The following is a 12,907-nucleotide window of genomic DNA, read 5'->3' on the forward strand; positions in this document are numbered from 1 at the left end:
GATTAAATCCTTTCAAATAGCCAAGCTAGGGCTGCTCCGGTGGTTTCTGCTAAGATACTAATGAGACGATAAAGAGCGATCGCACTAATCACCAAAGCCGCCGGAAAATGATATTGTAACAGTAACATCGCTGTGGTTTCAAATACTCCTAAACCACCAGGCGCACCAGGAACAATTAACCCCAATACCCAAGCACAACTAAAAGCTCCCACTAATAAGGGTATTTGCTCCCAATTTACAGAAGTTAAAGCCAACATAGTTAAAATAAATCCAGCACACCTCAACCCTAAAAAAACTAATTCTCCTAATAATGGTTTTACCGGGTAACGTTTAATTATAAAACTATTAATTAATTGATTTTCTCCATTAGGTTTTTTATTTTTCCACCGATCTAAAAGTTTAATAGCTGGATTTAAAAATCGAGGATGAAGTATACCCAAGACAATTATTAAACTCGGAAATTGCAGAATCATGAAATTAAATTTCAGATTATTAACAACAAGTTCACTACCAAATAAAACAATAATAATTAAAGCTGCTGCTAACATTAATAATGGTTCTAATAAAACACTTAAAGTAGCAATATTAGTAGGAATATTAGCATTTTTAGCCGCCATAATTCGCCCGTAATAATGCCAAACATTCCCAGGTAAATATTTAGCAATATTCGTTTTTAAATAAACTTGAATAAATTCAATAGCAGATACAGATTGATTCAACTCTTTTAGTACCCAAGTCCAAATCCAACCCGCCCAAATATGTGCCAGTAAAGTTATAAATGTAGCAGCTACTAATATTAACCATCCATTTGCACTAATCCGAATAGCACTAACTCCCAACCAATTATCTTTTAACGCTTTCAACAAAAAAAATAGCGTACCACCTAAAATCAACCACCGGACAATTTTCTTCATTTTAGATTTATTGAAATATTCAGATCCCCGACTTCTTGAAGAAGTCGGGGATCTGGTTAATTGTGCCAACTTTCTAACGCTAACCGATGAATTTCTCGCCAAGGAATATTATTTTGTCTTGCTAATTCTGCACAATCTTCATATTCTGGCTGCACATTAGTAATCACCTTTTCTGTAGCTTTTCCTGTCCAGGCAACTTTTACAGATATTGTCCCATAAACAGTTTCCACCTTTTGCATTTCCCTTTGTAAAAATGACCGTTTTTGAGTAGTACGACGAATCCCTAAAGTGCTAGTTTCTCGAAATAACACATCCTCACAACTAGCTAAATTTTCAGGATGACAAATCACAGTTAATAAAATTCCAGTTCGTGACTTTTTCATCCCTATGGGTTGAGTAAAAACATCCACCGCACCCGCAGCAAATAAAGCCTCAAACACATAACCGAATACTTGCGGATTTAAATCATCTATTTGAGTTTCGAGGACAGTAATAGTTTCTAGATTTGGAGAATATTCCCCTAAATCAGAGTTATCAGTCTGTAAAGATTCATTTTCACCGTACCAGATCCGTAGTATATTAGAAATGGGTAAATCTAGAGAACCCGCCCCTAATCCTATCTGTTTGATAGTCATTGGTGGTGGAGAACCAAAGTCTTGTACTAAGGTAGTAGCGATCGCCGCCCCCGTTGGTGTTACCAATTCTCTGTCAATACCATTGCTATAAACTGGACAACCCCGCATTTCCCACAACTTTAACACCGCTGGTACTGGTACAGCCATTCTTCCATGTGCCGCATTAACAGTACCACCTCCCGTTGGAAATGCAGAACAGTATAGCAAAGGCAACCCTGAGCGATCGCAATCAATACCCAACCAATCCAACCCTAAGCAAGTACCAACAATATCCACAATGGCATCCACAGCCCCCACTTCATGAAAATGAACTTTTTCCGGTGCGATGCCATGAACAGCCCCCTCTGCCACTGCCAACTGTCGGAAAACAGCTAAACTCCAAGCTTCCGCCCGCACTGGCAAATTCCCCTTGAGAATCATCTCCTCTATTTCTGGCAAATGACGGGTGTGGTGGTGATCATGTTCATTATGAGAATGATGATGATGGTGATGAACCAAATCCACATCAACCTTAGTCGCTTGTTGACCTTGACGGTGAACCAATTCCGCCCGTAATCGGTATTCTGCCTCAATTCCCAAGCCATTGAGTTTTTCCACCAAATACTCCACAGGCACACCGAGACTGACTAACGCCCCCAAGCACATATCACCAGAAATCCCTGTTGGGCATTGAAGATAAGCGATTTTATTCATAAATTTATTTGTTAGTTGTCAGTTGTCAGTAGGGGCGAAGCATTTGGAAGATAAATTATCAGTCATTGCCAAAAATAGTTCTCCAAATGCTTCGCCCGTACAGTTGTTAGTAGGGGCGAAGCATTTGGAAGATAAATTATCAGTCATTGCCAAAAATAGTTCTCCAAATGCTTCGCCCGTACAGTTGTCAGTTGTTAGTAGGGGCGAAGCATTTGGAAGATAAATTATCGGTCATTGCCAAAAATAGTTCTCCAAATGCTTCGCCCGTACAGTTGTCAGTGGTAAAACTATTACCAATTACCAATTACCAATTACCCATTACCCATTACCCATTACCCATTACCCATTACCCATTACCAATAATCATTATGGCCAAAATATTCACCATTCATCCTGATAATCCTCAAAGCCGCCGAATAGAGGAAATAAAGTTAGCGCTATTAGGTGGCGCTATCATGCTCTACCCTACAGATACAGTTTACGCAATTGGTTGTGATTTGAATTCCAAGTCGGCGGTGGAAAGAGTGCGGCAAATCAAACAGTTAGCAAATGATAAACCACTGACATTTTTATGTCCCTCACTCTCCAATGTGGCGACTTATGCCTCCGTAAGTGATACAGCCTACCGGATTATGAAGCGGTTAATACCAGGACCCTACACATTTTTGCTCCCTGCTACCAAACTCGTACCACGACTAGTACAAAGTCCCAAACGCAAAACCACAGGAATTCGAGTGCCAAATCATCAGGTTTGTTTGGCATTAATGGAAGCATTAGGAAACCCGATTATTTCTACTTCGGCTCATATTAGAGCAAATGACGAAGACCAGGAAATAGTTGAGAACGGAAAACAACCAATTTTGACAAGGGTAGATTTATATGACCATTTGGATAAATTGGTAGATATCATTATTGACACTGCCGAAGAACCTACATATCAAGTGTCTACCATTTTAGATTTGACCGATGAAGAACCAGTTATTATTCGGAGAGGTTTAGGTTGGGAAGCCGTAGCTACTTGGGTTTAAGAATAAAGCTTTACAAGTGCAACCCCTTGTTTTGGACTCCGTTGCGCTAATTATATGATCACCTTACGCCAATTTTGAAATTGTCATCCTTCCAGGTGCTGTCATCCTTAGTCATGTAATCATGGCTACGCCATACAGGCTATCAGCCAATCTTACTATGACTAGGCTTTTGGCAATTTGGCAATTTGCCCTCACAGTGAATATCTTATATGCCATCTTTGATTTAGTTGCTAAAAACAAACCGACACAATTAACAAGCCCTTAACTTTGGAAATTTCCTACAGTATTTACATATCAGCAATCTAGTTGGTGAATTTTGAGGAATAAATCTCCAAAGACTTTCCCTCCTGAGACTGGCATTAAATACCGTATCTGCATTTGAGTTAAGGTGCAATACCAATTTTATAGAAAAGTCATGAAAGCTAACATCGCCAATCTGCCTAATTCTACATCTGCTTTTGATAGCTATATTTCTCTTGAAGAATTGTCTATTCCCACCAGTGATACATTGGTGCAACTTTTATCCCATGAGATGCAATCTCAAGTTAAATCCGCCACTTCAGGTGTACAAGATGTCGTTGGCCGCATAGCCAAAGAAGTAGAACGGATATGTGATAAAAGCTCTCGCATTCAAAACTCAGGACAAATTCAGTCTTGGCAAATTACTTTAGGAAGACATCGTTTACAAAAGTGTTTACGTTACTATCAACTTGGTTCTAAACAAGGACGGGTAGAATTACACAGCAGCTTGGGTGCAATTGTTTATCGTCACGTTACTGTTGCCGGCTCAGATTTAGGGTTTGAGGCTCGTTACAATCTGATTGAAGATTTTTTACAAGCTTTTTATATCGAAGCTATTAAAGCTTTTCGTCGAGAAACTGAATTACCTGAAAATTACACCCCTCGGACTCAGTTACAAGTAGCTGAGTATATGGCGTTTACAGAACAATATGCCAAACGTCGGATTAATTTACCTGGTGGTGCTAATCAGCAATTAATTGTTTTACGCGCTCAAGGTTTTGCCCGTCGTCAACCCCAAGAAACTACTGTAGATATTGAAATGGCTGTGGATTCTGCGAAAACGGAAGAAGCAGAATCTTATCAACGCAATGTGGCAGTGCAGCAAATTCGCTCACAAATGATTGCTAAACCTGGTTTTGACCCTTCTGAAGAGTCGGAACGCAATCGCGTGATTACCGAATTGATGAAATATCTGGAGTCTCAAGGACAATCTGATTGTATGAATTACTTGACTCTCAAACTCCAGGATCTTTCTGCACCGGAAATTGATCAAATTCTGGGTTTAACTAGTCGTCAACGCGATTATTTGCAGCAAAGATTTAAATATCACGTTGAGAAGTTTGCCAAACAGCACCAATGGCAATTAGTTCATCAATGGTTAGGTGCTGGTTTAGAACATAAGTTAGGTTTATCTTCCCAGCAATGGGATATTTTTTGGCATCAACTTACACCACAGCAACAGCAAATTTTTGAATTAAAAACTGCCTGTCAAAGTGATCTACTTATTTCTAAAGCTGTTCAATGTACTCCTAAACAACTCCAAAAACGCTGGACACAAATGTTGGAATTAGCATGGTCTATTCGTAACGGTCATGCTGAAGCTAAAAACAATTAAAGTCAATTCCGTAGGTTGGGTTGACGCAAGGAAACCCAACATTTTTATGGAAATGTTAGATTTTAGAATGTTGGGTTTTACCGTTTTTAACAATGTTGGGTTTTACCGTTTTTAACAATGTTGGGTTTCACTGTTTTTCACAATGTTGGATTTCACTGTTTTTAACAATGTTGGATTTCACTGTTTTTAACAATGTTGGGTTTCACTGTTTTAACAATGTTGGGTTTTACCATTTTTACAATGTTGGGTTTCACTGTTTTTAACAATGTTGGGTTTCACTTCGTTCTACCCAACCTACAATTTTTTATAAGAAGTTACTAATACTTCAGTGATTTTCCCTCGCTTTTGAGCATTAGAATTAATTGACCTCGCTGCTGATATGGTGTGAATATTAAAATCACTATAAAGATCACGAATAAATGGACAATCTGAATTAGATAGCATGACCTTTACACCTTTATCAGCTAATTGAATAAAAATATCCCTAAGTTTGATTTGCTGATTCTCGTCAAAACAAAAATTACTATAAGCTGTAAAATTGCTAGTTTTATTTAGAGGATAATAGGGAGGATCAAAATAAACAAATTCATTACTACCAGTTGCATAATTTAGCACTTCATCAAAATTAGCTTGTTTAATTTCTACCTTCTTGAGTGCGACCGATGCCACTTTCAAAATTTCTTCTTGACAAATACCAGGATTTTTATATTTTCCCACAGGGACATTAAATTTACCCTGAGAATTAACCCGATAAAGTCCATTAAAACAAGTTTTATTCAGATAAATAAACCGAGCCGCTTTTTCTAAATCTGTCCCAGTATAAGAATTTCTCACATCATAATAATAATCTGAATTATGTCTTTGCTTATGTGCTTGCAGCAAAGTTATTAAGTCCTCAAGATCATCTCTAACGCACCGATAAGTAAGAATCAAATCTGCATTAATATCAGTTAAAACTGCTTTGGATGGTTGCAAATAGAAAAAAACTGCTCCCCCACCTAAAAATGGTTCATAATAAGTCTGATAATGCTGAGGAAAATAGTCTTTATATTGCGAAATTAATCTAGTCTTACCCCCAGCCCACTTTAAAAATGGCCGTGGGTAAGTTTGTTTAGGGATTTGACTTACCATCTACTTACGATTAAACTAAAAACTAACTAATCAATAAAGTTTATAATAAGGCAGTCTAAATTCAAATGTTTGATGGATTTTGGGATAACGTCTTTCGCTACCCTCGGTACTTGATTAGTATCGTCTTGGGTATTTTTCTAAACACCCTTGAGCCGCTGTTTCCATTCTTGAAACGTCCTGTGACGCTGATTGCTATTTTAGGCTTTTTTGCCGGTGGTCTTTTTTTCGTAACGCTTACCGTGCGGGCTATGCTGGGATTGAATCCAATCTAAACCAAAAGCCAGGAAAGGGTTGAGCTTATTGGACTGTTGCTGTTGATTTTATCACATCAAGCTCTGTCCACTCTAATTTGCATTTAGAATCATGTTATTAAACCTCTGTGAGAAGGCGGAATTTATATGGCTACAAATCGCCGCGTTTCCCGCGTTGCTGAATTAATTAAACGGGAAGTTAGCCAAATGCTATTCAACGGTATCAAAGATGACCGTGTGGGTATGGGAATGGTCAGTGTTACTGATGTGGATGTTTCTGGGGATCTACAACACGCTACCATCTTTGTAAGCATCTATGGAACTGAGGAAGCGAAGACGGAAACAATGGCTGGTTTAAAGTCAGCTACAGGTTACGTTCGCAGTGAGCTTGGCTCTAGGGTCAGATTAAGACGGACTCCAGAAGTAATTTTTGTGGAAGATCGTTCTATAGAACGAGGTACTAAAGTGCTGAGTTTGTTAAACCAACTGGAGGAAAAACGAACATTGTCAAGTATGGATGAGGGAGCAGAAGAGATTACCGAATGATTGATCTAAAGTTTCCCAAAATATCCATAAATCTGGAACTTGTTGCTTGTTAAAGCCATCTAGATGGGGATAATGGGCAATGCCTTGATTCCCTATTTTTAGAGAATTATGGGTATTACAAATCCTGTGTCTGAGGGTAGAGGTCAAACGCCATAAGCCTATATATACTAATACAGTTAACGTCACAGCAAATCTAGTATAACTTTAATAGTTTTTATACAAATTAATGTTAAAAAATGTTAAAAATAGAAATATCTAGGTTTGATTAGTAAACTTAACTGCTGTTATCTTAGGAATATCAAATTCAATTACCATGAATGTCACGCTTTCTTGACAAACTTAACATTTCTTTAGATAATTTAGAGGTGTATAGCGTCAAAATGATAATAGTTCCGTATAGCAAACTACAAAACCCCGAACACAGGTTTAATTATTGCCATCTTTGTTCCTCGTGCATAACAGGAACGCTATCTAAATGTATTTTTGATGTAATTTTGTGAGAAAAAAACCATGAGTGTGAATACGGTGCCTTCTATCAATTACAATTACTACTCTCTGAATGTTATTCAGGACGAAGCACGCCGACTGGTGGAAAGGGGAATGGTTGGCCGTCAGCAACCAATATATACACTTTGCCAGTTCATTCCAGCTAGAGAGTGGGTTTGTGTAGAATGTGAATTAGAGAAATGTGATTTTTTACTCCGCGATCGCATTGGTGATTTAATCGGACGTGAAGAGTGGGATAACGACTAATAATTTTGTTTTTTTAATAAACTACTGTTATTTTTAATTGTACTTGTTTGTAGTTTTTGGCTATAGACAGGTATATTTTTTTCTATTTTACTTAATTAATTTTATTTCGCAGGCGCTAAGGAGCAAAGGCGCAAAGAGGAAGAGAGAGAATTATTATTAGTCGGTTTTAACCGACTTTGGCTATTAGACAGGGAATTTATTCCCTGGATATCTGCTTTAACAATAAATATAGATTATGTAGGGATACGAATAGCTGTTATCCCTACATAAACACTTTTTAACGCAAAATACAGCTATACGTCAGCTGTAAGAGAATCATTTTCGCTTGCTAGTGCTACGTCGGGCTTCGCGGGTTTCGTCTTCGAGACGACGGCGATCGCGCCAATCTGCTAATGTTAGATAAACAACACCACCAGTGACTCCTACTAGCAGCACTACACCAAATACGGCTAAAATACCCAAAAATGGACTTTCCACGATGCCTCTATAGTCCGTTGCGTCCCCAAACTACCATAGAAATAGACCAAGTAAACACAACTAACAGCGATACCCAACCCAGTGTCAAAATCATAGTTCTACTTTTCAAATAATTACAAAACGGCTCTAATATTCATCATACTGGGAAAACGCAGTGGATTTATTAACTATATTGGTAGGAGAGTTAGAAAAATTATGGAATTAATGGCAGAACGGTTAGAATCTCTCAAAGCGGGAGCAATTGGTAGCGTATCTTTAGGTTTAGCTTTCCTTAGCACTAGCTTTATTAATGTTTTATGGCTGGATAAGTATTTTCCCTTGGTTAGTTATGATAAAATTGATATAGTGAATTTACAGATATTATTAAATGGTGTTATCGCCGGGTTTTCTGGGTTTCTATTTGGTGTCACCTATCGCTATATTATCCGCGTAGATACCAATTCTCATCTGAAAACTGGTGGAGTTTGGGCTTTTGGTTTGGTGCGAGGTTTAACTCAAATAGAAGTTGGTTGGCATATAAATAATCCGGTTTTGCCTTTTTTAATCTTAGCAGGAGAAAGTATATTGTGGTTTGCCTTTGCTGCTTTTGCTTTAGATATTGCTATTTTACGAAAATGGCTCAAACCTTTTTCATGAATTTGTAAATAACATAAAAATAATATCCCCGACTTCTCAAAGAAGTCGGGGATATAATAAATTTACCAATTACCTATGAATCACTACTTTTTGATCATTGATCTTGAAGCTACTTGTTGTCATCAAAAGAGCATTCCCCGTCATCAGATGGAAATTATTGAAATTGGTGCGGTAATACTAAATCGTCAAACTTGGGAAATTGATGATGAGTTTCAACAATTTATTAAACCTGTGAGAAATCCTCAACTTACAGCTTTTTGCACAGAATTGACTAGTATTTCTCAGCAACAAGTTGACGCAGCACAAAGTTTCCCAGAAGTGATGTCAAAATTAACTGATTGGATGAATTTATTTCCTAATAATATATTTTGTTCTTGGGGTAATTACGATAAATCGCAATTTTTACAAGATTGTAAATTCCATCATATTCCTTATCCTTTTGGTGCAGAACATAGAAATATTAAAACGGAATTTTCTGAATATTTAGGTGTATCTGATAAGTTTGGTATGGCACAAGCTTTGGAACATTTAGGAATGGAATTACAAGGTACACATCATCGAGGTATTGATGATGCTCGGAATATAGCAGCGATTTACCGTTATATGCAAACTACTCAAAAAAGTGACTAATCCAAGACATTTAAGCAAGAATGGTGGGCATTACCCACCCTACAGAAAACAGATTTTATTTAAATGTTGTCCCATTCAAAATTATTGCATTTGAGATCTTATTAAGACTTGGAAATAGCATTAATAGTTTTTTCTAATGACTGTAATGATGCTAATAACTTGTCTTTTTGAGGTTTAGCAGCTTTGAGTTCTCCTGAAATTTCATCCATACTTTTTTCTACAGCGTCATAATTATTACGAGATTTAGCTTTGATTCCGTCTTCTACTTCTTTCCAAGCATCTTCAAATTTGTCAAATTCTTTTTTGGCTTGAACAAAATTGCCAGCTTTAACTGCGGTTTTTGTTTTGGAGACTACAGCGAGTAAACCTGCATTACTTACTGTGGATTTTTGTCCTGGGACTTTTTCTGTAGAATTGGAAGTTGCTGCTGGGGTAGTTTCGGTGGCAGCTTGTTCGGGTTTGTTACAACCTACTAAAGTCAGTAAGCCGATACTTGCAATAATTAACATCGGTTTGAAACTTTTCATACTGTTAACTCCTAATGGATATTTTTATTTGTACCGCTAATATTTCCTAGATAAAACAGCAAATGTCAAGAACTTGGAAAGTGCAACTTGGCAATTTGCTGGGAAATACTTTGCAATATCAGTCTAATGATGGTCTGGTCAGGATAAAAATCGTTAAATGGGATGATTTTGTAGTTATGGAAGTGGCGGATACTGGTATTGGTGTCGCCTCTAAGAGGATGTTTGAAAAGTTTTTAATGTATAAATAAACAGCTTGGTCATAAGCCTATGAGTGGGAACGCTCTGCTCAGAATAACAGTTTTAAGAGATTTTTAAGATAAATTTTGGGGATTTTTTGGCGATCGCTATATGTACTCTGCACGCTACGTGGACGTGAAAACAAAACTTTTATCATGACTCATAAAATTGCACTCCAATCTATTACGGGGTTATCTGCATTAACCGCAGGTGATCGCCTAACACAAGAAGGATATAATGAGTTACCATCTAGCAAACATCGTCAAATCTGGGAAATTGCCTTAGAAATCTTCAAAGAGCCAATTTTTCTCCTGTTATTAGGTTGTGGTATCATTTACCTGTTTTTGGGTGATGCCCAGGAAGCTTTAATTTTACTAGGGTTCATCTTTTTCATTGTTGGCATCAACTTATACCAAGAACAAAAAACAGAAAAATCTCTGGAAGCATTACGGGATCTTTCTAGTCCACGCGCATTAGTTATTCGTGATGGCAAACGTCAACGAATTGCTGGACGGGAAGTAGTTCGAGAAGATGTGATTGTTTTGTCAGAGGGTGATAGAGTTCCTGCTGATGCTGTGGTGATGTGGTCTACCCATTTGAGTCTTGATGAGTCTTTGTTAACTGGGGAATCTTTACCCGTTCGCAAGCAGGATACTACCGATTTAGAAAACACAATGAGAACCGCCACACAGCATCGTCCTGGTGGTGAAGATCTACCTTTTGTCTATTCGGGAACGTTAGTAGTTCAAGGTCAGGGAATTGCCCAAGTCTATGCCACAGGTATGCAGACGGAAATGGGTAAAATTGGTAAAGCCTTGCAAACTGTCGAATCCGAAGACACGGTTTTGCAACGGGAAACTCGAAAAATTGTCAGTAAATTGACCTTTGTAGCGATCGCTATTTGCGTGGCTGTCATCGTTATTTACGGTGCAACTAGGAACGATTGGCTACAAGGAATTTTAGCAGGTTTGGCGCTGGCAATGGCGATTTTGCCCAATGAAATTCCTGTGGTCTTGGCAATTTTCCTGGCTTTAGGTGCTTGGAGATTTTCCCAGGCTAGGGTGTTAACTCGGCGTGTTCCCGTAGTAGAAACATTGGGTTCAGCGACCGTTCTCTGTGTGGATAAAACCGGAACGCTGACTTTTAACCGAATGTCAGTGCAGCAATTATTTGTATATCAACCGACAACCTTAATACCGCAATTTTACGATGTTGCTCTCCATGAAAGAGAAGCCCTGCCGGAAACTTTTCATGAATTAATCGAATTTGGGATTTTAGCCAGTCGCAAAGACCCTTTCGACCCCATGGAAAAAGCCTTGAAACAGGTTGGTGATGACTATTTAGCCAGAACCGAACATTTACATCAAGATTGGGAAATACTGCGGGAATATCCCCTCACCGGTGAATTATTAGCCATGTCCTGTGTGTGGCAATCTCCAGAAGATAAGTTAGTAGTTGCTACCAAAGGAGCGCCAGAAGCGATCGCTGATCTTTGTCATTTTAACACCCAACAAAGACAAAATTTAGAACAACAAATTAATAAAATGGCTGCTGCTGGTTTGCGTGTTTTAGGTGTAGCCAAAGTCATTGGCCAACATCAAAAAAATAAAACCCTCAAATCTCTTCCTGAAGCCCAACATGACTTTGAATTTGCCTTTTTAGGAATGCTAGGCATGGCTGACCCCGTGCGCCCAACTGTTGCCCCAGCTATTGCCGAATGTTACACTGCTGGTATTCGGGTAGTAATGATTACAGGTGATTATCCTGCCACAGCCCAAAATATTGCCCGCCAAATCGGTCTAAAACCCGCCACAGAAGTAATTACCGGGGCAGAACTGGAAACAATGCCAGAAGGTGAATTACTGTCTCGCATTCAAACCGTGAATATCTTCGCGCGGGTTGTTCCCGAACAAAAATTACTGATTGTGAACGCCCTCAAACGCTGCGGTGAAATCGTGGCTATGACTGGAGATGGTGTCAATGATGCCCCAGCTTTGAAAGCCGCAAATATCGGTATTGCTATGGGGGAAAGGGGTACAGATGTTGCCCGTGAAGCTGCGGATTTAGTTTTGTTAGATGATGATTTTTCTGCCATTGTCCAATCTGTGAGGCTGGGACGACGAGTATTTGATAACCTCAAAAAAGGGATGGCTTATACTTTGGCGGTTCACATTCCGATTGCGGGAATGTCCTTGATTCCGGTAATATTTCACTGGCCGCTGGTGCTACTGCCGATTCACATTGCTTTTTTACATTTAATTATTGACCCGGCTTGTACTGTAGTATTTGAGGCTGAACCAGAAGAAAGCAATATCATGAACCGTCCACCCCGCAACCCTAGAGAGTCATTATTCAGCCGTCGGACTTTGAAATTAGCACTGCTGCAAGGGGTAGGTGTGCTGGTGGTGCTGGTGGTTGTATTTGGTGTGGCTTTTTACTCTGGACATGGAGAATTTGATGCTCGCGCTTTGGCTTTTACTACTTTAATTGTCTCGAATTTGAGTATGATTTTGAGTAATCGTTCTTGGTCGCGGACTATTCCTGAAATGTTACGCACTCCTAATGCAGCACTTTGGTGGGTATTAAGTGGTGGTGTGGTGTTTATGGGACTGGTGCTTTATGTTCCTGTGTTACGCCATTTATTCCGGTTCTCTTTTCTGCATTTTGATGATTTGTTAGTTAGTCTCACTTCTGGGGTTTTTAGTATTTTGTGGTTTGAAGGATTGAAGGTTTGGCGACGTAGATAATTAAGATGTTTCGCGCAAAGAGGCAAAGGAGCAAAGGCGCAAAGGTAATAATAATCTCTTAATTCA

16 protein-coding genes are annotated in these 12,907 nt (G+C 38.7%); 10 read left to right on the forward strand and 6 right to left on the reverse strand.

Translation table 11 applies throughout. The annotated features are described in order from the left end of the window. Positions 1-2: 2 nt before the first annotated feature. Both FJR09_RS09740 and larC read right to left on the reverse strand, forming a co-directional pair. Positions 3-914, reverse strand: coding sequence for a YbhN family protein (locus tag FJR09_RS09740; RefSeq protein ID WP_168653065.1), 912 nt, complete (start codon positions 912-914; stop codon positions 3-5). A 56-nt stretch (positions 915-970) separates the two neighbouring features. Beyond that, entirely contained in the window at positions 971-2,242 is a 1,272-nt protein-coding gene (larC, locus tag FJR09_RS09745) for a nickel pincer cofactor biosynthesis protein LarC (protein ID WP_168653066.1), read from the reverse strand. 22 nt (positions 2,243-2,264) lie between these two features. Between larC and FJR09_RS09750 the strand changes: the two genes are divergently transcribed. The 3 genes from FJR09_RS09750 to FJR09_RS09765 all read left to right on the forward strand — a co-directional run bounded on the left by FJR09_RS09750 (position 2,265) and on the right by FJR09_RS09765 (position 4,906). Beyond that, complete coding sequence (locus FJR09_RS09750; RefSeq protein WP_085929740.1) at positions 2,265-2,465, forward strand: hypothetical protein; 201 nt, start codon at positions 2,265-2,267, stop codon at positions 2,463-2,465. 145 nt (positions 2,466-2,610) lie between these two features. Beyond that, positions 2,611-3,270 carry an L-threonylcarbamoyladenylate synthase gene (locus FJR09_RS09760; protein WP_041458287.1) on the forward strand — a complete coding sequence of 220 codons (660 nt, stop codon included), beginning with the start codon at positions 2,611-2,613 and terminating at the stop codon, positions 3,268-3,270. A 415-nt stretch (positions 3,271-3,685) separates the two neighbouring features. Continuing rightward, complete coding sequence (locus tag FJR09_RS09765; RefSeq protein WP_015079324.1) at positions 3,686-4,906, forward strand: HetZ-related protein; 1,221 nt, start codon at positions 3,686-3,688, stop codon at positions 4,904-4,906. Between the two features lie 294 nt (positions 4,907-5,200). Here the strand turns inward: FJR09_RS09765 and FJR09_RS09770 are convergent, their stop codons facing one another. Beyond that, a complete protein-coding gene (locus tag FJR09_RS09770) occupies positions 5,201-6,037 on the reverse strand; it encodes a DNA adenine methylase (RefSeq protein ID WP_168653340.1) in 837 nt (278 codons plus the stop codon). A gap of 65 nt (positions 6,038-6,102) precedes the next feature. Here FJR09_RS09770 and FJR09_RS09775 point away from each other — a divergent pair, with 65 nt between their 5' ends. The 3 genes from FJR09_RS09775 (at position 6,103) to FJR09_RS09785 (ending at position 7,587) form a co-directional block, all read left to right on the forward strand. Further along, positions 6,103-6,309: a DUF751 family protein gene (locus FJR09_RS09775; RefSeq protein ID WP_015079326.1), complete on the forward strand. Its 207-nt coding sequence runs from the start codon at positions 6,103-6,105 to the stop codon at positions 6,307-6,309. A 126-nt stretch (positions 6,310-6,435) separates the two neighbouring features. Continuing rightward, a complete protein-coding gene (rbfA, locus tag FJR09_RS09780) occupies positions 6,436-6,834 on the forward strand; it encodes a 30S ribosome-binding factor RbfA (RefSeq protein ID WP_015079327.1) in 399 nt (132 codons plus the stop codon). A gap of 510 nt (positions 6,835-7,344) precedes the next feature. After that, positions 7,345-7,587 carry a DUF4327 family protein gene (locus tag FJR09_RS09785; RefSeq protein ID WP_015079328.1) on the forward strand — a complete coding sequence of 81 codons (243 nt, stop codon included), beginning with the start codon at positions 7,345-7,347 and terminating at the stop codon, positions 7,585-7,587. A gap of 315 nt (positions 7,588-7,902) precedes the next feature. Here the strand turns inward: FJR09_RS09785 and FJR09_RS09790 are convergent, their stop codons facing one another. Both FJR09_RS09790 and petN read right to left on the reverse strand, forming a co-directional pair. Then, entirely contained in the window at positions 7,903-8,064 is a 162-nt protein-coding gene (locus FJR09_RS09790; RefSeq protein WP_015079329.1) for a hypothetical protein, read from the reverse strand. Positions 8,065-8,071: 7 nt separating this feature from the next. Further along, positions 8,072-8,158 (reverse strand): cytochrome b6-f complex subunit PetN, encoded by an 87-nt coding sequence (gene petN / locus FJR09_RS09795; protein WP_013189847.1) that lies wholly within the window; start codon positions 8,156-8,158, stop codon positions 8,072-8,074. Between the two features lie 101 nt (positions 8,159-8,259). On the opposite strand from petN, the gene FJR09_RS09800 reads away from it, so the two are divergent. Together FJR09_RS09800 and FJR09_RS09805 are read left to right on the forward strand one after the other, a co-directional pair. Continuing rightward, the gene (locus FJR09_RS09800) at positions 8,260-8,700 is read left to right on the forward strand and encodes a hypothetical protein (RefSeq protein ID WP_148761832.1); all 441 of its coding nucleotides are present in this window, start codon (positions 8,260-8,262) and stop codon (positions 8,698-8,700) included. A gap of 75 nt (positions 8,701-8,775) precedes the next feature. Further along, entirely contained in the window at positions 8,776-9,330 is a 555-nt protein-coding gene (locus tag FJR09_RS09805) for a 3'-5' exonuclease (RefSeq protein ID WP_168632542.1), read from the forward strand. A gap of 101 nt (positions 9,331-9,431) precedes the next feature. On the opposite strand, the gene FJR09_RS09810 is transcribed toward FJR09_RS09805, so the two are convergent. Further along, positions 9,432-9,857, reverse strand: a complete 426-nt coding sequence (locus FJR09_RS09810; RefSeq protein ID WP_168653339.1) for a DUF4363 domain-containing protein — start codon at positions 9,855-9,857, stop codon at positions 9,432-9,434. Positions 9,858-9,919: 62 nt separating this feature from the next. On the opposite strand from FJR09_RS09810, the gene FJR09_RS09815 reads away from it, so the two are divergent. Next, positions 9,920-10,105, forward strand: a complete 186-nt coding sequence (locus FJR09_RS09815) for an ATP-binding protein (protein WP_168653338.1) — start codon at positions 9,920-9,922, stop codon at positions 10,103-10,105. Between the two features lie 144 nt (positions 10,106-10,249). Next, a complete protein-coding gene (locus tag FJR09_RS09820) occupies positions 10,250-12,841 on the forward strand; it encodes a cation-translocating P-type ATPase (protein ID WP_168653337.1) in 2,592 nt (863 codons plus the stop codon). Positions 12,842-12,907: the final 66 nt, after the last annotated feature.

The sequence above is a fragment of the Dolichospermum sp. UHCC 0406 genome (genome assembly GCF_009712025.1).
Classification (GTDB): domain Bacteria; phylum Cyanobacteriota; class Cyanobacteriia; order Cyanobacteriales; family Nostocaceae; genus Dolichospermum; species Dolichospermum lemmermannii.